This is a genomic window from Paraburkholderia sp. J76, assembly GCF_905220295.1.
Classification (GTDB): Bacteria; Pseudomonadota; Gammaproteobacteria; order Burkholderiales; family Burkholderiaceae; genus Paraburkholderia.
The window spans coordinates 32,916-52,309 of the sequence record NZ_CAJMZJ010000007.1; the positions used below are offsets into that span (position 1 = coordinate 32,916).

A 19,394-nucleotide genomic window follows, 5' to 3' on the forward strand; every position below is an offset into this window, starting at 1 on the left:
GGCATAGAGATGAAAAAGCCCATCCGATATGCAAAAAAGCACAACGAGCAGCATGGAGACACTGAACTGGGACGATCTGCGCTACTTCCTCGAAGTCGCTCGCACACAGCGCGCGAGCGGCGCGGCGAAGCGCCTGGGCGTTGACCACACCACGGTCGCGCGCCGGGTGCGCGAACTGGAAGCGGCGCTGGGCACCGTGCTGTTCGACAAATCGCGCTCGGGCGGCTTCGTGCTGACGGCCGAAGGCCAGCGCTTGCTGGCCTACGCGGATGCCGTGGAAACCACGGTGCAATCGGCCAGCGAGCAGTTCGCGATTGGCGCGCAGTCGCTGTCGGGCCATGTGCGCGTGGGGTCGACGGAAGGTTTCGGCTGTTTCTTTCTGGCGCCGCAACTGGCGCGCTTCACGGGTCAGCATCCCGACGTGTCGATCGACCTGTTGCCGGTGCCGCATTTCGTGAGTCTTTCAAAGCGCGAGGCCGACCTCGCGATCATGCTGGAGCGTCCCGAGCGCGGGCAGTATGTGTACACGAAGCTATGCGATTACCGCTTGCGCCTGTACGGCACGCCCGCCTATCTCGAACGCCATCCGCGCATTCGCACCGCCGCCGATCTGCGCAATCATGCCTTCATCAGCTATGTCGCCGATCTGGCGTTCAGCCACGAGTTGCTTTACCTCGACCGAACGGCGCCGAACGTAACGGCCAATCTGTGCAGCACGAGCGTGATCGCGCAATATCACGCTGCGCTGCAGGGCAGCGCGCTCGCCATCCTGCCGTGCTTCATGGCCGAACCGGACCCGTGCCTCGTGCCGATCCTGCCCGACGAAGTTATGGTGACGCGGCGCTTCTGGCTGTGCAGCCGCGAAGACCTGCGCAAGCTGCGGCGCATCACGTCGCTTTGGGATTATCTGCGCGCGGCCGCGGATGCCAACCGGCCGCTGTTAATGGGCGAATCGCCGGAAATGCATTACGTCGAGCCCTGAGGGCGGTTCGCTAACAAGCGGCACGGGCAATAAAAAGCCGCACATGCAGTCCGCGAACGGGACTGCATGTGCGGCCTTCAGGAAGCATCTCGATGCACCCGCTCCGGCGCAGCGCCGCCCACCACGAAGGGCGATCGGCGCGGGCCGGCTAGCCGATGCTCAGGTCCCCACCGGGCGGATCGTCAGCGCGTTGCGCACCGACGTTACGCCTTCCACGCCCTTGGCAACGTCGCCGGCGCGCTGGATTTGCGACGACTCGGGCACGGTGCCTTGCAGGATGACGGCGCCGTCTTTCGCACGCACGGTGATATTGGAGACGCTGATGTTCCGGTCACGCGCGAGAGCCGAACGGACCTTGCGGCCGAGCGCGCGGTTCGCGGAGCGTGCCTGACGCAGCGCTGCCTTCGACTGACTGACGTTATGCTGGGCCGTGGCGGTCGGACCGCTGGTGGGCGCGGCGGCGGCGGCCGGGGCCGAGGCGTCCTGCGCGTAGACCTGGAACGAGGCCGCCACGATTGCCGTGGCGGCGGCAAGCTTGAACATCTGAATAGCCTTCATGCAGTTTCTCCTGTTGTCAGTCTTATTGCTGGCCCAGGAATGGGCCGTTAACTACACCATTGACTACAAAACATTCGCGCGCCGGACGGCGATGGGGAGTAACGATACCGCAACTATTTCATTCTTGACACGAAGCGTGCCCAATCTGTGATTCCACGCCACACTTGTTGCCGCTTTCCACAGACGAATCCGTCGATTGTCCAAATAGTGAAGCCGCTACTCAGCAATGCAATCGAAATGGCGTCACCGGCGGCTCCGAATTCCTTTAGAGCCGCCATGGGCGCATTCAACGGCATTTCACTGCCGGTTTAAACGCCCGGCGTAACGCCTTCAACCATGATCCGCCTTGGTGCATGCGATTTGAATACACGGGCTAATCGCTTATTCCAGAGCGGGATTGGGCCGCTTTAATCAAAGAGCAACGCACATCACGCAAGCAGCGTTGACAATACGCACAGCGGTTAACCCGAATATCCCATTGCGCAATTCGAGAGGCCGGCCGGCATCAATTGGCCAATTGCGCCTTTATCCATCGATAGAACTGCTGGATCGCGGCCTCGCGCGGATGCCCTTCGCGCCACGTGAAGTAATAGTCGAGCGAGGCCGGAATCCGGACCTGCCCCAACTGCACCAGTTCGCCACGCTCGATGAACCCGCGCGCGAGTTGCAGACGCGCCGTGGCCGCTCCTTGCCCGGCCACCGTGGCTTGCAGCAGCAGGCCCGCGTCGTCGAACACCGGTCCGCGCTCCGGCTCGTCGCCGGCCACGCCCGCGGCCTCGAAGAAGTCGCGCCACGAGCGCCGCGAAAAACGCAGGAGCGGCATGCTCGCGAGGTCTTCCATGCGAAAGCCGGGATGGCGCGCGAGCAGGGCCGGGCTGCATACCGCGACGACCTGGTCGTCCAGCAGCTTGCGGATCTGGAAGCCGGGTTCGTCCACCCGCCGATGCCAGATGCCGACATCGAACGGATAGGGATCGGGCGGCGTGACGTCGGCATGCATGCGCAGCGAGAGGTCGACCATGGGATGACGGTCGTAAAAGTCGCCCAGGCGCGGAATCAGCCAGACGGATGCGAAATCGGACATCACGCTCAGTTCGAGCCGCGTGACGCCGCTCACGCCGGGGCGCGTGGCGTCCAGCGCCTCGCGCAGGTCGTCGAGACTGCGGCGCACGCGCTCGGCCAACTGGGCGCCCGCCGCGGTGGGAATCATGCGGCTGCCCGCTCGGCGGAACAGTTCGACGCCCAGTTCCGTTTCGAGCGCGCGCAGGTGATGGCTCACGGCGCTGTGCGTCAAATGCAATTCTTCCGCGGCGCGGCTGAAACTGCGCCGCCGCGCGGCGGCTTCAAGGGCGCGCAGCGCCTGCAAAGGGGGGAGAGTTCTGGCCATGACGTCAAATTCTACTCACAATGCCGTTTGAAATCTCTCGCTGGCTTCGCGCCCGGCAATCGCCAATAATCGACAGCCAGGCATTCAATCCGCTTTCTTCGCACGATGACCTCACTCAGACTGCGCGTATTCGCCGTATTCGCGCTCGGCTACTTCATTTCATACCTGTTTCGCGGGGTCAACCTCGGCTTCGCGCCGTTTCTCTCGCGTGAAATGGGCTTCACGGCGACCGATCTGGGCACGCTCACGAGCCTCTACTTCCTTGGCTTCGCGGGCGCGCAGATTCCCGGCGGCGTGCTGCTCGACCATTACGGCCCGCGCCGCGTCACCGCGTGCGTCATGCTCGTGGCCGCGGCGGGCGCGTTGATCTTCGGCGTCTCGCACAACATGGCCGCGATGATGGCGGGCCGGCTGTTGATCGGCGTGGGCGTGTCGGTGTGCCTCGGCGGGGCGTTCAAGGCCACGGCGCAGCACTTTCCCGTCGCGCAGCTCACGCTCGTGAACGGCCTCGTAATGGCCGTGGGGGGACTCGGCGGCGTGGCCGTGGGCGCCCCGCTCTCGTGGCTGCTCTCCATCGCGCCCTGGCGCGCGGTGAGCCTCGGGCTTGCGGCGCTCACGGTGCTCGTGGCCGCCATCATCTGGATAGGCGGTCCGCGCACGCGCGACACCCACCACCAGGCCAGCGTGCTCGAACAGTTCAAGGGCACCGCGCACATCCTGCGCAGCCATGCGTTCTGGAAAACCGCCACGTTCTCCTCGCTGACCCAGGCCGTGTTCTATGCCATGCAGTCGCTGTGGGTCGGTGCGTTCCTGCGCGACGTCGTGCCGGCCGGCACCGCCGATGCCGCTGCGCGCGCGGCGTCGCTCGTTTCCGTGCTGGGCGGCGCGTTCATTGTCGGCAACATCGGCTTCGGCGCGCTCGCGCGCAGTTTCGAGCGGCGCGGCGTTAGCGTTCAGCTTTTTTCCGGCATCACGATGCTCGTTTTCGTGCTCGTGCAAGCGTTGCTCGCCGCGCGCGCGCCGCTGCCCGCCTCCTTGCTTTGGGCCGCTTATGGCGCATTCGGGGGCACCGGCATCCTCACTTACGCGGTGCTCGCCGAATATTTCCCGCCGCGCCTGATCGGCCGCGTGAACACGACTTTCACGCTTGTCATCTTCATCGGCATCTTCCTTTTGCAGATTGCGATTGGCGCCGCGCTCGCGCACTGGCCGGCACTCGACGGCCATTACCCGGCGGTCGCGCATCAAACCGTGTGGACTGTTCTTGTCGTGCTGCAAGTGCTCTGCGCCGTGTGGTATTTCATGCCGTCGCGGCGCACCGCCGCGACGCGGCACGCTATCGAGCCGCAATAAGGCACGCTTTTGCGCAAAGCCTCACCGCGCTCAGTGGGGCTTTGCGCTTCTGCTCACATCGATAGCACGATTTCTTCCTTCGGCACGGGCTTCGCTTCACTATCATGAAGGCGCCCTGCCGTTCATATTTCCCGCCACGCGCAGCGCCTCTGTCGAGAAATGCAAATCTCGAATCATTGGTTGTCCTGATCGCTGCATCCGGAAAAGAATGACCCAACGGCAATGACGGCGACGCAAGCTCGCCAGTCTGCGCGCCCCGTTTCGTCACCTCAATCCGACCTGCCCATGCGTTCACATCGCGTTCTGCAGTACCTGCTTTGCGCAGCGCTCTCGTTCCTCTCCCTGCATGCCGCCGCTGAAAAGCCTGCCGTGATCCGCATTGGCGTTGCGCAGCAAGGCGCGGGCGATCCGCCCACTTTCGGCGGTTCGACCGCCGCCACGGTGCGCGGCCAGCAACTGCTCGAAAAGGAATTCGCCGCCGACGGCATCAAGGTCGAGTGGCTCTTTTTCAAGGGCGCGGGCCCCGCTGTCAACGAGGCTATCGCCGATAATGCGCTCGATTTCGCGTACCAGGGCGACTTACCCGCGGTGCTCGCACGAGCCAACGGTCTCAAGACCCGCATCCTGCTGGAATCGGGCGTGCGTTCCGGCGTGAAAGTGGGCGTGCCCATTGATTCGGACATCAAATCGATCAAGGACCTCAAGGACAGGCGCGTCGCGATATTTCGCGGCACCAATCTGCAACTCGTGGCCGACAACGCGCTCGCCGAAAACCAGCTCGACGAACACGCGCTACGCGTGATCAATCTCGATACCGCAAGCTCGCTCGCGGCGCTCGCCTCGAAAGGCATCGACGCGTCGGTGAACGATTACCACCTCTACCGGCTGCGCGATCAGGGGCTTGCCCGCATCGTCTACGAATCGCAGCACGATGGGCCGCAGTTGACGCGTCAGGCGCATCTGCTCGTGCTCGACGGCTTCGAGAAAGCGCACCCCGATATCGTGCAGCGCGTGGTGAATGTCTTCGTGCAAGCGGCGCAATGGTCGTCCGACGAAGCAAACCGCGACGCGCTCTTCAAGCTCTGGGCGAAGAGCGGCGTGAGTTACGCGTCCTGGCAAGCCGAATTCGGCGAGGAGCCCCTGAAGTACCGCAATTCGCCGCTCATCGATCCATTCATCGTGGCGCGTTACAAGGCCGTTGCGCAGGACGCGTTGCGCCTGAAGCTGATCCGCCAGCCCGTGGACGTCGATTCGTGGTTCGAGCCGCGCTATCTCGACAACGCGCTGCGCACGCAAAAGCTCGAACACTATTGGACCCGCTACGACGCCGCCGGCAAGCCGCTTGGCTGAGCGCGCGCGAGGAGCCGCATCATGACGGAAACCGCCATCACGATCGCCACGGAAACGCCGCGTGCGGCACCCCGCATCGACGCGGCAACGACGAACACGCGCGGGCGCGCATTCATGCGCGCGTGGGCATGGCATCTCGCGCCCTGGCTGCTGCCCGCCCTGCTCTTCCTGCTATGGAGCGTGGGTTGCGCGCGCGGGTGGATCGCGCCGCAAATCCTGCCTGCACCGCAACGCGTTTATGAAACGCTCGCCGATCTCGCCCAAAGCGGCGAACTTGCGCGCAATACGCTGATCAGCCTGCAACGCGTGCTGCTGGGCTTTGCGGGAGGCACCGTGCTCGGCGTCGCGATTGGGGCCGCCCTCGGGCTCTCGCGCACGCTCGAAGCCTGGGTGCTGCCCAGCTTCAACGCGATCGTGCAGATTCCCGTGCTCGGCTGGCTGCCGTTTTTGCTGCTACTCGTCGGCGTGGGCGAGCCGCTCAAGTATTTGCTCATCGCTCACGCGGCGCTCGTGCCCGTCACGCTCAGCACCATGCAGGGCTTTCGGCAGACCCCGGCCGCCCTCGACGAAGTCGCGCGCGTATTCGCCTACACGCGCTGGCAACGTATCGTGCGGCTCGTGCTGCCCGCGGCGATCCCCACGCTCGCAACCGGCGTGCGGCTTGCCTTCACGAAGGCGTGGCTCGCGCTCGTTGTGGTGGAACTCGTGGCATCGTCGGAAGGGCTCGGCTATCTGATCGTCTATGGCCGGCAACTCTTCCAGCTCGATCTCGTGATGGCGTCGGTGGTCGTAGTGGGCGTGGTCGGCCTTGTCATCAATCGTCTTCTCGATGTGCTGGAGCGGCGTTTGCGCCGCGGCACGCCTTCGGCCTTTCGTGGCTGACTCCGCCTGACTGTGCCTGACTGCACGCCAACCCACCCAGAGAGCGTTCGCCATGAAATTTTCGCTTGCGCGCAAGGAAGCGCGTCCCGATTGCGCCTGCGAGGCGACCCCGAAAGCCAGGCCACGCCCACGCATCGATCTGCGTGGCGCCGCGCTGCCCCTCGTCGCCGTTGCGCTATGGTGGGCCTTGAGCGCTTCGCATCTCGTGAAAAGCGGCCTGCTCGTGAGCCCCGCCGATGTGATTAGCACCGCTTACGAACAGATCAGGAGCGGGGCCGCGCTCCGCGCGCTTTCGGCGTCGCTTGCCCGCGAGGCCTGCGGCTTTGCCATCGGCGCCACGGCGGGGTTCCTGCTGGGCGGCGCGCTGGGTCTTTCTCGCATCGCCGCACGTGTCCTGGGACCGAGCTTCGACACCTTCAAGCAAATCTCGCTCTTTGCGTGGATTCCGCTCATTTCCGTATGGTTCGGGCTCGGCGACGCCGCCAAGGTCGTCTTTCTTTCGCTCGCGGCGTTGCTCCCGGTTGCGGCTCACACGTGCGACGGCATTCACGCCGTGCCGCGCAAATACGTCGAACTTGCGCAGGCGTTGCGCTACTCGCGGCTGCAACTGGTCCGTTACGTCCTGTTGCCGGCCGCACTACCCTCCATATTTACGGGCCTCTATCTCGCGCTCATTTATTCGTGGCTCGCCACGCTGGGCGCGGAGTATCTGCTGGTTGCGGGCAGCGGCATCGGCAACCTGCTGATCGACGGGAGCGAGCAATTCCGCATGGACCTCGTGCTGTTCGGCATCGTCGTCGTGGGTGCGGTTGGCTGGGCGCTTAACGCGCTCGCGCGGCGTGTGGAACGAACGGTGTTGGCGCGGCTGCACATCACCGCACAATGATTCGTATTGCCAGGCAAATGAACCTGGGAAAAAGGAACCTGAGAGAAAGCCCCCATGAGCACCAGTGAACCCGAAGGACTCGACATTCTGCATGTGAGCAAGCGTTACGGCGCGGGCGAGTCCGCGCTCGCCGTGCTCGACGACGTTACGCTGCACGTGCGCCCCGGCGAATTCGTGAGCGTGCTCGGCGCGAGCGGATGCGGCAAGTCCACGCTGCTGCGTCTGATCGCCGGCCTCGACGCGGGCTACAGCGGCGCGATCATGATGCGCGGCGAGCGCGTGGGCGACACCTCGCTCGAGCGCGGCATCGTGTTCCAGGATCACCGGCTGTTTCCCTGGCTCACGGCCGAACAGAACATCCTGGCGGCGCTGCGCAACGCCCCGCTTTCGGCGCGCCAAAAGCACGAAGCGGTGGCGGAGCACATTGCGCTAGTGGGCCTCACGGGGTTCGAGAAGGCGTATCCGCATCAGCTCTCAGGCGGCATGGCGCAGCGCGTGGCGATCGCGCGCGGTCTCGTCAATCGGCCGCGCGTGCTGCTGCTCGACGAACCGTTCGGCGCGCTCGACGCCCTCACGCGCGGCCGCCTGCAAAACGAATTGCTGCGCATCTGGGAGCGCGAACGCATCACGATGCTCCTCGTCACGCACGACGTCGACGAGGCCCTCTATCTGGGCGACCGTGTCGTGACGATGGCGCCGCGGCCGGGCCGCATCCGACGCATCGTCGACGTGACACTGCCGCGCCCGCGCGAGCGCGCCGATCCGCGCTTCGCGCGGCTGCGCGACGAAATCCTCTCCGACTTCTCGGAGGGCGCCACGCTGCCGGCCGCTACGCCATTGCCCGATTCTTCGACCCATTCTTCGGATCAATGGCGCATGGCGTGGTGAGTGCATGAATGCGCCGACCGACTGGCCGGTCGCATCTCTCCCCAGGAACCCGACACCACCGGCAACGCGCCGGGTGTGGGCCAATTGCGCCCGGCGTGAGAAAATCCCTTTTCGAACGGAAACACACGACGCGCCAGCGCGCGCGCATGGTTGCCCGCTTTCCCGAACTTAGCTGTCTTTTCGGCCGGTTTATCGACATATCCCGCCGGTTCGACGCCTGGATACCGGGGACGTGATTAACTCGCGCAAGGCGGCGCGAAGTTTTCCGATCCGCAACGGGTCGGCTCAGCGTAAACTCCCGCTGTTGCCATTCGATAGTGTCGATTCATGATAAAGAGAGAAACATCCATGCCAGACAACACCCACTCGCACGACAGTCCCTCCGATTCGTGCGGCTGCGATCTGTTACACCTGCTCGACGGCGTGGACGAATTCACTCATCACGTTTTCCCGGGCAATAAGGAGCTGTTCCACAGCCTCGCCCACAGCCAGGCGCCGCACACGCTCTTCATTACGTGCGCCGACTCGCGCGTTTCGCCGGAAATGATCACGCAGGCCAAGCCCGGCGATCTGTTCGTTTGCCGCAACATCGGCAATATCGTGCCGGCTTACGGCGAAATGCTCGGCGGCGTTTCGGCCGTCGTGGAGTTCGCGGTGCTCGCGCTCAACGTGAAGCAGATCGTGCTGTGCGGCCATACCGATTGCGGCGCGATGAAGGGACTCGCCCTGGGCGCGCAAGCCACGGCCGAGATGCCCACCGTGCAGGCGTGGCTGCGCAACGCGGAGGCCGCGCGCAGCGTGGTGAAGACGCGTGGCCTGGACGAAGATCAGGTGGTCCAGGCGCTCGTGGAGGAAAACGTCCGTCTGCAGCTCACGCACCTACGCACGCACCCCGCGGTGGCGGCGCGCGTGGCCCAGGGCCAGCTCGACCTTCAGGGCTGGGTGTACGACATCGGCCACGGCAAGGTCACCGTGCTGGACGAAGCCCACGGCAAATTCCTGTCGCTCGGCGAGGCGCGCGCGCGCCTGCGCAAGCGCGTCGAGGAATAACACCCGGGGCGGCGGTTCTCGCCGCCCCATTCCACTCCCTCATTCATTCCGCATGATTCGAGGTGTGCCCACGCCGCATTTAGAGTCCTGCCGCGCGATTCACTCAATCCACGTAATAATTCTTTTCGACTTAGGGGTTTACCCTAGGTAAAAATGCGACTACACTGGCGCCCGCACTACATGCGGCGACCTGTCGCACAAGAAGAAGAATTCCGGAATATTCAAGGCCCACTCCGCGTCATCGCCGTTTCATGCCGCCGCTCACACCGCGGGAAACGGCGCGCGCCTTTGCGCGTAGGGACGCCCGGTAATGGGCTTCGCACCCGTCACGGGCCGAGCGCCCGGTTACCGAAGGAGAAGCATCCATGGAGTCCGCGCAGAGCCGTCAGTCGAAAGTCGAAATCAAGCTGTTCCTGCATCCGGAAGACCATTACCGCGCGATGGCCGCCGCGAAAACCCTCAATCTCGCGGAGCGCGAGTTCTTCGCGCTGGCGCTGCATTTAGGCGCCACCCAGATCCTGCGCCAGGCCGAAACAGCCTGAAGTACCTGAGCGGCCTCCCTGCGCGAAGACTCTCCTTAAACCGGCGACGGGTTGCGCTCGGCGAAACCCTCCTGGTGCCAGTATGGGTAAACGGGACGCACGACGCTCGCGGCGTCGAGCTTCGCCACCTGCTCGGGCGTGAGGTTCCAGCCGACCGCGCCGAGGTTCTGCCGCAATTGCGCCTCGTCGCGCGCGCCGATCAGCACGGTCGAGACCGTGGGCCGCTGCAGCAGCCAGTTCAACGCGATCTGCGGCACGGTCTTGCCGGTTTCCTTCGCGATCTCGTCGATGGCGTCGAGCACGCGAAAGAGATAGTCGTCCGGCACCGGCGGCCCCTGGTCCGCTGTTTTATGCAGACGGCTTGTCTGCGGCAGCGGCTGGCCGCGCCGGATCTTGCCCGTCAAACGACCCCAGCCCAGCGGACTCCACACCACCGCGCCGACGCCCTGGTCCAGGCCGAGCGGCATCAGTTCCCACTCGTAGTCGCGACCGATCAGCGAGTAATACGTCTGGTTCGCGACGTAACGCGGATAGCCGTAGCGATCGGCCACGGCCAGCGATTTCATCAGGTGCCAGCCCGAGAAGTTCGACACGCCCGTGTAGAGAATCTTGCCCGCGCGCACGAGTTCGTCGAGCGTGGACAGCACCTCTTCGGCCGGTGTGCGCGCATCGAAACCATGCAACTGGAACAGGTCGATATGATCGGTCTGCAGACGTTTGAGCGCCGCGTCGACCGTGCGCTTCAGGTGGAAGCGCGACGAACCCACGTTATTGGGTTCGTCGTCGAAACGGAAGGTCGCCTTGGTCGAAATGATCACTTTGTCGCGGCGGCCCTTGAGCGCTTCGCCCAGCACCGACTCCGACGCGCCGCTCGAATAGACGTCCGCCGTGTCGAACATCGTGACGCCGGCGTCGAGGCAAATGTCGATGAGCTTGCGCGCTTCGGCGACATCGGTTGCGCCCCAGGCCTCGAAAAACTCGCCCTTGCCGCCAAATGTGCCCGTGCCGAAACTCAGCACCGGCACCTTCATTCCAGACGCGCCCAGAAAACGGTATTCCATTTCCGATCCTCCATTGGTCGATGAGGTTGACGATGGGTTCGACGATGCGATGCCGACAGCGCATGAGTCTACGCGTTTCGATTTGAGCTTGCCGACGGGCTCACGCTGTACAGATGCTTTTGCGTATTGGAAACTGTCGCCTTTGCAGCGGGAATCTCGCCCGCCGACCGCCCAGGATCCGCACCACGATGACGTCGATTCCCCTTTTCCGCGCGGAGGCGCGATGACTGCTCCCGCGCAACGCTCCTCCAGCGTCGGCTGGCTGCCGTACCTCGTCGCCGCCACGTTCTTCATGGAGTACCTGGACACGACCGTGATCGCCACGGCGCTCCCGCAGATGGCGCGCTCGTTCGGCATCGGCCCGAACAGCCTGAGCCTCGGCGTGACCGCCTACATGCTCGCGCTCGCCATCTTCATTCCGGCCAGCGGCTGGGTGGCGGACCGCTGCGGCGCGCGCACCGTGTTCTTCGGCGCCGTGGTCACGTTCACGGTGGCGTCCGTGCTGTGCGGGATCTCGCAGAACGTCGACGAATTCGTGGCCGCGCGCATTCTGCAAGGCATCGGCGGCGCGATGATGGTGCCTGTTGGGCGCAGCGTCGTCGTGCGCAGCACCGAGAAAAGCAAGCTCATGCAGGCGATCTCGACGATCACCTGGCCCGCCATCGCCGCGCCCGTGGTAGGACCGCCCATCGGCGGCTTCATTACGACTTACGCCTCGTGGCGCTGGATCTTTCTGCTGAACGTGCCGTTCGGCATCGCCGTGCTCGCGGCCATTGCCACCATCGTGCCGAACTTGCGCGGCGAACAGCGCCGGCCGCTCGACGTCACGGGCCTCGTGCTGAGCGGCGCGGCGCTGACCGCCATCCTTTACGGCGCGGAACTCGCGAGCCAGGTCGGCCAGAATCCGTGGCGCGCCATGGCGATCGTCGCGGCGGGCGTGGCGATCGGCGTCGTCGCGTTCGTGCATGCGAAGCGTCATCCGCATCCGCTAGTCGATGTTTCCACGCTGAAAATCCCGACGTTTTCCGTCACGATCGTGACCGGTTCGCTCACGCGCGTCGGCATCGGCGCGGCGCCGTATCTGATGCCTTTGATGTTCCAGATCGGCTTCGGTCTCTCGGCGTTCCAGTCCGGCCTGCTGCTGCTCGCAAGCGCGCTCGGCAATCTGGGCATGAAGGCGCTCACCACGCGCATTCTCGAACGCTGGGGTTTCCGGCTCGTTTCGGTCGTCGACGTCAGCGTCGCGGGCGGCTCGTTGATCGCGTGCGGCCTGCTCACGCCCGGCACGCCGCTCGCCATCGTGCTGATCGTCGTGTTCGTCTACGGCATGGCGCGTTCGATGCAGTTTTCCACCCTCGCCACGCTGGCCTACGCCGACGTCCCGCAGCCGCAGATGAGCGCGGCCAGCACGCTCTGGAGCGCGGCGGCGCAGATGACCATCGGCCTCGGCATTGCGTTCGGCGCGCTCGCGCTGCGCGTGGCCGCGCACGTGAACGGCGAAACCACCGGCCACGTGTTCACGCTCGACGACTTCCGGCTCGCCTTTCTCGGGGCCGGCGTGCTCACGCTGATTTCGGTGTGGGGTTACGCGCAGATGGCGCGCGACGCGGGACAGAACGTGGGCGGCGGCTCGCGCAGGCAGCGCGCGTAGGGAACACCGCGCGACGGGCGGCGCGCCGCGGAATTGCGGTTAGTTGCGGCCGTTATTTGGAAAGGCTTGCCCGCACAGTGTATTCCGGCGCCTCGCCCGCTTCGAGTTCGTCGGCATGTTCGTGCGCCGCGTGGAACTCGTTGGAGAGCGGCTCGACCGGATAACCGTGGCGCTCCCAGGCGTCGAGGCCGCCCTTGAGCGCGCGCGCGTGATAGATATGCTTGTTGCGCAACTGATCGACGATGCGCTTGGCCGTCGCCTCGTTCGGGCACACGCAGTACACGACAATCGGACGCCCGATCAGCTCGGGCGACAATTCTTCGTTTGATTCCAGGTTCAGCGGCCGCGCGCCGGGAATCCGGTACGACTCCTTCTCGCGCACGATTTGCGGGCGCGCATCGAGCACGATGGGCGGCGCGCTCGACTTCATCATCTCGTCGAGCTGATCGGGCGAAATTCGATGCGTGGCGAGCCAGTGGCGGAACTGCATGCGCCGCAGCCAGCGCCAGGCGAGGAACAGCACGCCCGCCACGGCGAGCACGTCGAAGATCGTCATGCCGTTCGCGCGCACGAAGGCGGCGAAACGCACGATCTCCGCATGCAGCGCCGCGCCGCCGAGCAGCCAGGCGCCCGCCCACAACGCCGCGCCGACCGTGTCCCAGAGCAGGAAGACGTGCACCGCCACCGTGGTCGTGCCGAGCAGCGGCGCGGAAATCAGGCCGAGCCCCGGCACGAACTTCGCGACCGCGAGAATGGGCGCGCCGTAGCGCTCGAATACATTGCGCGCGATACGGATGGTCGTGTCGAGCGACAGCGAAAAGCGCACGAGACCATTGAGCAGACGCCGCCCGCGCTTGCGGCCCGCCGCGAACCACAGCGAATCGGCGAGCAGCGTGGCAATCACGGCCGCCGCCAGCAGGCTCCCATAGGATGCCTGGCCGCCCGCCGCCATCGTGCCCGCGAGAATCAGCACGGGCGCGGCCGGCACCGGCACGCCCAGTTGCGTGACTAGCACGCTCAGAAAGACCGCTCCGGCGCCGAAATCGGGTGGAATCGCGGTGGGGAGCGTCAACATTTAGAGATAATCTGCGCGCGGGAGGGTTCAGGTAAGGAAACATGGCGCGCATTGCGCGCTGGCCGAGGGTGGAGATTACCCGAACGCGCCGTTCCTTGCTGACGTCGACGCAGCCTTTACGGCGGCATGGCGCACGGCGATCCGGCCCCGCTGCCGGCGCGTTGCGGGGCTTTCGCGCTTCTTTCGCGCTTATGCGAAACGATGCTAATCTCGTAAATGAAGGTTTTTCCCGCCGTTTTCCGTCAAGAAACATGCGTCACTGGCATCTCGATCGACCGAGGCAGGCAGGTCAGTTCGACCTCTCCCGCGTCACCAGCCTCGTTTCGGCCATCGGCCGCGACGACGCCAACGCGCTCGCCGCCGAAGTATTGAACATGCTCGGCCCGGCGACTTCGGTCACGCAGTGCACGGTGTTCGCCTACGAGTTCGGCAACCGGCCGCGCACGGTTTCCGTGGCCGATCATCGCGGCGGACGCTTTCTGCGCGACGTCGCCGATACCTACGCCCGCCTCTTCTACGCGCTCGACGGCAATCAGCAGATCGTTACCGGCGCCTCGGCCGACAAGCCGGGCTCCTCGCTCGTGCTGCACTGGCAAAGCAGCGCCGACATCGCGCACGACGGTTATCGCACCGCGTGCTACGCCACGCCCAACGTGTCCGACCGGCTCTCGCTGCTGCTGCAGCCGGCCGCCGATATCTGGCTCTCCGTGAATCTCTACCGCGAAAGCGACGCCGGGAATTTTCAGCCGGGCGAGGTCCAACTGGTCGAATCGCTCGCGCCGCTCATCGGCGAGTCGGCGCGGCACCACTACACGATTCGCGGCCAAAGCCAGCTCGGCATTCCGCAGATGATGCTCGCGCGCCTGCGCGGGCTCTGCCCCACGTTGTCCAAACGCGAACTCGACGCCCTGCGCGGCGTGCTCGAAGGGCGCAGCGCGGTCGAAATCGCCGAGTGCATGGGCGTGAAGCCCAGCAGTGTCGTGACGTATCAGAAGCGCGCGTATCAGCGGCTGGGGATTTCGAGCCAGCGGCAGCTTTTCGCGCTTTGTCTGGCGACGGATCACGGCTGATCTCAAGCTGTCTCCACGCATTGCTGCCGTAAGCCCCCTGTACCCAAATTGAGGACAGCAGTCCGCGGGCCGCGCTCCATACTGCCTTCATCGCCGGCGCCTTCCTTCAAGGCAAGTCGGCGGCACAAGACTTACGTATCGGAGACGCATTCCCCATGAGCGCCGAATTCCAACCTTATCCGTTCGAGGCGAAGCAGTACGCCGCCCGCCTGCCCGAACTCGAAGGCGGCCTTGAAGCGCAACGCCACGCCGTGACGATCGTCGGCGGCGGTCCGGTGGGCCTCGCCGTCGCGCTCGGCCTCGCGAAGCACGGCGTGCGCTCGGTGCTGATCGAAGCCGACGAATCGGTCTGCTACGGCAGCCGCGCGATCTGCATCTCGCGCCGCAGCCTCGAAATCGTCGAACGCCTCGGCGCGCTCGACGGGTTTCTCGCGAAAGGCCTGCCGTGGACGGGCGGGCGCAGCTTCTATCGCGACGACGAAGTGCTGCACTTCACGATGCCGCAGGACGAAAACCAGAAGCTGCCGCCGATGGTCAACCTCGCGCAGTACCACATCGAGCAGTTTCTGCTCGACGCCGCGGAACAGCACGCCGATCTCATCGACATTCGCTGGCGCACGAAGGTGACGGCGCTGCAGCACGACGCGCACGGCGCCACGCTCTCGCTCTCCTCGCCCGCGGGCGACTACACCACGCAGACCGACTGGCTCATCGCCGCGGACGGCGGCCGCAGCACCGTGCGCGAATCGCTCGGCCTGAAGCTTCAGGGCACGAGCTACGAGGGCCGTTATGTGATCGTCGACATCCTGCTCGACAGCGCGCGGCCCACGGAGCGGCTCGCGTATTTCGACCCGGCGTCGAATCCCGGCTCGACCGTGCTCGTCCACAAGCAGCCCGACAACGTGTGGCGCATCGACTATCAACTGCGCGACGGCGAGGACGCCGACGAGGCGATCAAGCCCGAAAACGTCATGCCGCGCGTGCAGAGCCTGCTAAACATGATGGGCGAGAAAGCGTCGTGGTCGCCGGTCTGGATCACGATCTACAAGGCCAACGCGCTCACGCTCGAGCGCTATCGCCACGGCCGCGTGCTGTTCGCGGGCGACGCGGCCCACCTCGTGCCGATCTTCGGCGTGCGCGGCGCGAACTCGGGTATCGACGACGCCGACAATCTCGCATGGAAGCTCGCCCATGTCGTGAAGGGGCTCGCAAGCGACGCGTTGCTCGACAGCTATTCCGACGAGCGCGTCTACGCCGCGCACGAAAACCTGAGCTACGGCACGAAGAGCACGGAATTCATGGCGCCGCCGTCGTTCGCCTTCGACCTGATGCGCACGGCCGTATTGAGCCTCGCGCGCGAGCACGCCGCGGTGCGCTCGCTGATCAATCCGCGCCAGACTTCGGCCATCGCCTACACGGCCTCGTCGCTCAACGCGGCCTCCGACGCTTTCGCGAACGGTCCGGGTCCGGGCACGGCGTTACCCGAATGCCCGCTCACGATCGTCGACGTGAAAACCACGCGCGAAGGCCACGTGACCGACTTGATCGGGCCATGCTTCACGGCGTTCTACTTCAGCGAGGATGGCGCGACGCCCGCCCCGATCGCCGCGCTCGAAGCGACGCTGGCCGCCCGCTCGTTGCCGTTCGCATTGGTGCCGCTCTCGCAACGCTCACCCGCCGACGCGCCGCGCCGCAGCGGCTGGGATCGCACGGGACGCCTGTTCCCGATGTACGGCGCGCAGCCTGGCACGCTCTACCTCGTGCGCCCGGACGGCCACGTACTCGGCCGCTGGCACGGCGACGCCGGCGCGCTCGCCACGCAGGCGCTCGCCGCTCTCGACCACGCGCTGCGCGCCTGAGCGACGGCGAATCAAGTACAGATGGAAAAAACCATGACCGACAGCGAACTCGACACCGTCTACACGCACCTGTGCAAGACCATGACCCATCTGGGCGAAGCCAACGGCCCGCTCTTTCTCGCGCGCTTCGCGCTGCTCGCGATCGAGCGGATCGGCAACGCGCAAACCTGCGTCGGCCTCATCGATGCCGCGGGCGAAAACGTTTCGGCAGCCGCGCCGGAATAAAGGGAAAGGCGGCCAGGCTCAGCGTTGCGTCGACTGCACGAGCCGCGCGAGGCGCGAGCGGTTAGTGACACCGAGTTTCTGAAACGAACGATCGAGATGCGTGCGCACGGTCGTATAGGAAATGCCTAGCCGCTCGGCGATCTCCTTGTCGAGCAGCCCTTCCACCACGAGCGCAACCACGTCGCGCTCGCGCCGCGTCAAGCGGTTGATCGCTTCGTTATCGGCAACGTCATCGTGCACGCGCCGAACATGCGCGGTTTGCGTGCGCGAACGCGCCAGCGCGACGACGAACGCCGGACGCACCAGATCGAACAGCAGCCGTTCGCGATGGGAGAACCGCTCGCGCCGCTCGCCGCGCCGAACCTGCAAATGATCGAGATTCTCTTCGCCCGACCAGACAAACAGGTCCGCGCCCGCATGCAGGCCGTCGGCGCGCAGCAGTTCGAGCAGGCGCCGTCCCACCTCCAGGCGCAGGGCACGCTCCGGCAGAATGTGGTCGGCCAGCAACTTGAAGACGTCGGCGATCAACGCGAGTTCGCGGTTCGTCAGGTCCATGCCCGGGTGCGATGAGAAGTGGGCGCGCGCCTCGCCTGTGAGGCAATGCCAAAAAGAAAATGGGGCGGCGAACGCCGCCCCAAGAAAAACACACGCCGGCAAAGGGCTGTCTTCCGCCGGAGGTTGCATAGTACGCGATGACTAACGGAGCGGCATCCCCAAATTTGAGGATAAACGATCATGTCATGCAAACTTTGGCAACCCATGCCAGGTTGCCGATGCGAAATGATTTTTCCGTCATGCATGACGCATCGTTTCGCATCGGCGTCGCGGTTTTACTGGATCAAGCGCGACACGCCACGACCGCGCGGATCGGAAACCGCGTCGGGCGTATCGCCGTTGATACGGATCGCCTGAATGTCGCCGTTGAAGCTCTGCCCCTTCAGCACGTAGCCCTTCGCCTCGACCTGCCTGGCGAGTTCGCCGTCGATCGGCTGGTACGGCTCCCAGAAAATCGTGTTGGGCGGCAGCAACTGATGATGGAAGCGCATCGCGGCCACCGCGTCCTTCAACGGCATGTCGAAGTCGTAGTTGTTGTTGATCACCTGGAAGATCGACGTGAAGATGCGCGAGCCGCCCGGCGTGCCGATCACGAGCGCCACCTTGCCGTCCTTCGTGAGGATGGTCGGCGTCATCGACGACAGCGGACGCTTCTTCGGCTGGATCGCGTTCGCGTCGCTGCCCACCACGCCGAACATGTTCGGCACGCCAGGCTTGGACGCGAAGTCGTCCATCTCGTCGTTGAGCACGATGCCGGCGCCCGGCACGACCACGCCCGAACCGAAGTAGCCGTTGATCGTGTAAGTGTTCGAGACCGCGTTGCCCCACTTGTCGACCACGGAGAAGTGCGTCGTTTCCGCTTTCTCCGGCATCGAGGTGCCGAGGCCCGGCTGCACGCTCTTGGTGTCCGAAGGCTTGTCGGGGTCGACTTCGGCGACGCGCTTCGCGAGATACGCGTCGTCGGTGAGCTGCGCGACAGGCACCTTGTAGAAGTCGGGGTCGCCGAGATACTGGGCGCGATCCGCGAACACGCGCTTCTCGATCTCCGAAATCAGGTGGATGTACTGCGGGGAATTGAGCGGCACGTCCTTGAACTGCGGCGCAAGCATCGCCTTCATCTTGAGCAGTTGCACGAGGCCCACGCCGCCCGAACTCGGAGGCGGCGCGGTGATGATCTCGTAGCCGTTCCAGTTCGCCTCGACCGGCTGGCGCCACACGGCCTTGTACTCCTGCAGATCGCGCTTCGTGATGAGACCGTGGCCCTTCATCGAGGCGGCGATCAGATCGGCGGTCTTGCCGTCGTAGAAGTCCTTCGCGCCCTGGTTCGCAATGCGCGTGAGCACGTTGGCGAGATCGGGCTGCTTGAACGTCACGCCTTCCTTCAGGTTGCCGAAGTAGTCGTCGAAGTTGGTCTTGCCGGCGAAGTCTTTTTCCGCGGCCTCGCGGCGCTTGGCGAGCTGCTCGTCCACGACGAAACCGTCGCGCGCGTACTTGATCGCGGGCGCGAGCACCTGCTTCCATTGCAGCCTGCCGAAGCGCTTCTGCGCTTCCCACATGCCCTCCACGGTGCCGGGCACGCCCACGGCGTCGTAGCCGTACAGGCTCTTGCCCTCGATCACGTTGCCCTTGTCGTCGAGGTACATCGTGCGCGTGGCGGCGAGCGGCGCGCGCTCGCGATAGTCGAGGAAATACGGCTTGCCGTTCACGTAGAGCGTCATGAACCCGCCGCCGCCGATGTTGCCGGCTTCCGGGTACGTCACGGCGAGCGAGAAGGCGATGGCGACCGCCGCATCGACCGCGTTGCCGCCTTCCTTGAGGATCTGCTCGGCGGCGTCGGCCGCGTACTTGTCGGCGACGGCTACCGCCGATGCGTTGAGGACCGCGGGACGATGCGCCGTATCCTTGGCAAAGGCCGGCGTGGCTTCGAGGAAGCCGGTGGACAACGCGGATAGTGAAAGCAGTGCGAGAGCGGCAGCGGAAATTTTCGTTTTTTCAACCAGCTTCATTGAGTTCACCCATG

At 65.0% G+C, this 19,394-nt stretch carries 18 protein-coding genes; 12 read left to right on the forward strand and 6 right to left on the reverse strand.

Annotated elements, in window-relative coordinates; genetic code table 11:
• Positions 1–28 precede the first annotated feature (28 nt).
• Entirely contained in the window at positions 29–982 is a 954-nt protein-coding gene (locus U5768_RS15130) for a LysR family transcriptional regulator (RefSeq protein WP_322031219.1), read from the forward strand.
• A gap of 159 nt (positions 983–1,141) precedes the next feature.
• Here U5768_RS15130 and U5768_RS15135 read toward each other — a convergent pair whose 3' ends face one another.
• Both U5768_RS15135 and U5768_RS15140 read right to left on the reverse strand, forming a co-directional pair.
• Positions 1,142–1,540, reverse strand: a complete 399-nt coding sequence (locus U5768_RS15135) for a BON domain-containing protein (RefSeq protein ID WP_322031220.1) — start codon at positions 1,538–1,540, stop codon at positions 1,142–1,144.
• A 505-nt stretch (positions 1,541–2,045) separates the two neighbouring features.
• A complete protein-coding gene (locus U5768_RS15140) occupies positions 2,046–2,927 on the reverse strand; it encodes a LysR substrate-binding domain-containing protein (protein WP_322031221.1) in 882 nt (293 codons plus the stop codon).
• Between the two features lie 105 nt (positions 2,928–3,032).
• On the opposite strand from U5768_RS15140, the gene U5768_RS15145 reads away from it, so the two are divergent.
• The 7 genes from U5768_RS15145 (at position 3,033) to U5768_RS15175 (ending at position 9,878) form a co-directional block, all read left to right on the forward strand.
• The gene (locus tag U5768_RS15145; RefSeq protein WP_322031222.1) at positions 3,033–4,280 is read left to right on the forward strand and encodes an MFS transporter; all 1,248 of its coding nucleotides are present in this window, start codon (positions 3,033–3,035) and stop codon (positions 4,278–4,280) included.
• Between the two features lie 285 nt (positions 4,281–4,565).
• Positions 4,566–5,630, forward strand: a complete 1,065-nt coding sequence (locus U5768_RS15150; RefSeq protein ID WP_322031223.1) for an ABC transporter substrate-binding protein — start codon at positions 4,566–4,568, stop codon at positions 5,628–5,630.
• Positions 5,631–5,651: 21 nt separating this feature from the next.
• The gene (locus U5768_RS15155; RefSeq protein WP_415913909.1) at positions 5,652–6,512 is read left to right on the forward strand and encodes an ABC transporter permease; all 861 of its coding nucleotides are present in this window, start codon (positions 5,652–5,654) and stop codon (positions 6,510–6,512) included.
• A gap of 52 nt (positions 6,513–6,564) precedes the next feature.
• Complete coding sequence (locus U5768_RS15160) at positions 6,565–7,398, forward strand: ABC transporter permease (protein WP_322031224.1); 834 nt, start codon at positions 6,565–6,567, stop codon at positions 7,396–7,398.
• A gap of 54 nt (positions 7,399–7,452) precedes the next feature.
• Positions 7,453–8,286 carry an ABC transporter ATP-binding protein gene (locus U5768_RS15165; protein WP_322031225.1) on the forward strand — a complete coding sequence of 278 codons (834 nt, stop codon included), beginning with the start codon at positions 7,453–7,455 and terminating at the stop codon, positions 8,284–8,286.
• A 348-nt stretch (positions 8,287–8,634) separates the two neighbouring features.
• On the forward strand, positions 8,635–9,336 hold the full coding sequence (locus U5768_RS15170; RefSeq protein WP_322031226.1) for a carbonic anhydrase: 702 nt from the start codon (positions 8,635–8,637) through the stop codon (positions 9,334–9,336).
• 365 nt (positions 9,337–9,701) lie between these two features.
• A complete protein-coding gene (locus U5768_RS15175) occupies positions 9,702–9,878 on the forward strand; it encodes a hypothetical protein (RefSeq protein WP_322031227.1) in 177 nt (58 codons plus the stop codon).
• Between the two features lie 35 nt (positions 9,879–9,913).
• Here the strand turns inward: U5768_RS15175 and U5768_RS15180 are convergent, their stop codons facing one another.
• Positions 9,914–10,939, reverse strand: a complete 1,026-nt coding sequence (locus U5768_RS15180) for an aldo/keto reductase (RefSeq protein WP_322031228.1) — start codon at positions 10,937–10,939, stop codon at positions 9,914–9,916.
• 223 nt (positions 10,940–11,162) lie between these two features.
• Between U5768_RS15180 and U5768_RS15185 the strand changes: the two genes are divergently transcribed.
• Entirely contained in the window at positions 11,163–12,590 is a 1,428-nt protein-coding gene (locus tag U5768_RS15185) for a DHA2 family efflux MFS transporter permease subunit (protein WP_322031229.1), read from the forward strand.
• 52 nt (positions 12,591–12,642) lie between these two features.
• Here U5768_RS15185 and U5768_RS15190 read toward each other — a convergent pair whose 3' ends face one another.
• Positions 12,643–13,665, reverse strand: a complete 1,023-nt coding sequence (locus U5768_RS15190; RefSeq protein ID WP_322031230.1) for a VTT domain-containing protein — start codon at positions 13,663–13,665, stop codon at positions 12,643–12,645.
• Positions 13,666–13,916: 251 nt separating this feature from the next.
• Between U5768_RS15190 and U5768_RS15195 the strand changes: the two genes are divergently transcribed.
• The 3 genes from U5768_RS15195 to U5768_RS15205 all read left to right on the forward strand — a co-directional run bounded on the left by U5768_RS15195 (position 13,917) and on the right by U5768_RS15205 (position 16,819).
• Positions 13,917–14,735, forward strand: coding sequence for a helix-turn-helix transcriptional regulator (locus U5768_RS15195; protein ID WP_322031231.1), 819 nt, complete (start codon positions 13,917–13,919; stop codon positions 14,733–14,735).
• A 155-nt stretch (positions 14,736–14,890) separates the two neighbouring features.
• Positions 14,891–16,594 (forward strand): FAD-dependent oxidoreductase, encoded by a 1,704-nt coding sequence (locus U5768_RS15200; protein ID WP_322031232.1) that lies wholly within the window; start codon positions 14,891–14,893, stop codon positions 16,592–16,594.
• Between the two features lie 33 nt (positions 16,595–16,627).
• Positions 16,628–16,819, forward strand: a complete 192-nt coding sequence (locus tag U5768_RS15205; RefSeq protein ID WP_322031233.1) for a hypothetical protein — start codon at positions 16,628–16,630, stop codon at positions 16,817–16,819.
• Between the two features lie 18 nt (positions 16,820–16,837).
• On the opposite strand, the gene U5768_RS15210 is transcribed toward U5768_RS15205, so the two are convergent.
• The gene (locus U5768_RS15210; protein WP_322031234.1) at positions 16,838–17,374 is read right to left on the reverse strand and encodes a helix-turn-helix transcriptional regulator; all 537 of its coding nucleotides are present in this window, start codon (positions 17,372–17,374) and stop codon (positions 16,838–16,840) included.
• A gap of 275 nt (positions 17,375–17,649) precedes the next feature.
• Positions 17,650–19,380, reverse strand: coding sequence for a gamma-glutamyltransferase (gene ggt / locus U5768_RS15215; RefSeq protein WP_322031235.1), 1,731 nt, complete (start codon positions 19,378–19,380; stop codon positions 17,650–17,652).
• Between the last annotated feature and the right edge of the window lie 14 nt (positions 19,381–19,394).

Bases quoted from the DNA above. Each gene is read 5' to 3' on its own strand.
- U5768_RS15130 (WP_322031219.1), top strand. From the start codon at position 29: ATGCAAAAAAGCACAACGAGCAGCATGGAGACACTGAACTGGGACGAT.
- U5768_RS15135 (WP_322031220.1), bottom strand. From the start codon at position 1,540: ATGAAGGCTATTCAGATGTTCAAGCTTGCCGCCGCCACGGCAATCGTG.
- U5768_RS15140 (WP_322031221.1), bottom strand. From the start codon at position 2,927: ATGGCCAGAACTCTCCCCCCTTTGCAGGCGCTGCGCGCCCTTGAAGCC.
- U5768_RS15145 (WP_322031222.1), top strand. From the start codon at position 3,033: ATGACCTCACTCAGACTGCGCGTATTCGCCGTATTCGCGCTCGGCTAC.
- U5768_RS15150 (WP_322031223.1), top strand. From the start codon at position 4,566: ATGCGTTCACATCGCGTTCTGCAGTACCTGCTTTGCGCAGCGCTCTCG.
- U5768_RS15155 (WP_415913909.1), top strand. From the start codon at position 5,652: ATGACGGAAACCGCCATCACGATCGCCACGGAAACGCCGCGTGCGGCA.
- U5768_RS15160 (WP_322031224.1), top strand. From the start codon at position 6,565: ATGAAATTTTCGCTTGCGCGCAAGGAAGCGCGTCCCGATTGCGCCTGC.
- U5768_RS15165 (WP_322031225.1), top strand. From the start codon at position 7,453: ATGAGCACCAGTGAACCCGAAGGACTCGACATTCTGCATGTGAGCAAG.
- U5768_RS15170 (WP_322031226.1), top strand. From the start codon at position 8,635: ATGCCAGACAACACCCACTCGCACGACAGTCCCTCCGATTCGTGCGGC.
- U5768_RS15175 (WP_322031227.1), top strand. From the start codon at position 9,702: ATGGAGTCCGCGCAGAGCCGTCAGTCGAAAGTCGAAATCAAGCTGTTC.
- U5768_RS15180 (WP_322031228.1), bottom strand. From the start codon at position 10,939: ATGGAATACCGTTTTCTGGGCGCGTCTGGAATGAAGGTGCCGGTGCTG.
- U5768_RS15185 (WP_322031229.1), top strand. From the start codon at position 11,163: ATGACTGCTCCCGCGCAACGCTCCTCCAGCGTCGGCTGGCTGCCGTAC.
- U5768_RS15190 (WP_322031230.1), bottom strand. From the start codon at position 13,665: ATGTTGACGCTCCCCACCGCGATTCCACCCGATTTCGGCGCCGGAGCG.
- U5768_RS15195 (WP_322031231.1), top strand. From the start codon at position 13,917: ATGCGTCACTGGCATCTCGATCGACCGAGGCAGGCAGGTCAGTTCGAC.
- U5768_RS15200 (WP_322031232.1), top strand. From the start codon at position 14,891: ATGAGCGCCGAATTCCAACCTTATCCGTTCGAGGCGAAGCAGTACGCC.
- U5768_RS15205 (WP_322031233.1), top strand. From the start codon at position 16,628: ATGACCGACAGCGAACTCGACACCGTCTACACGCACCTGTGCAAGACC.
- U5768_RS15210 (WP_322031234.1), bottom strand. From the start codon at position 17,374: ATGGACCTGACGAACCGCGAACTCGCGTTGATCGCCGACGTCTTCAAG.
- ggt (WP_322031235.1), bottom strand. From the start codon at position 19,380: ATGAAGCTGGTTGAAAAAACGAAAATTTCCGCTGCCGCTCTCGCACTG.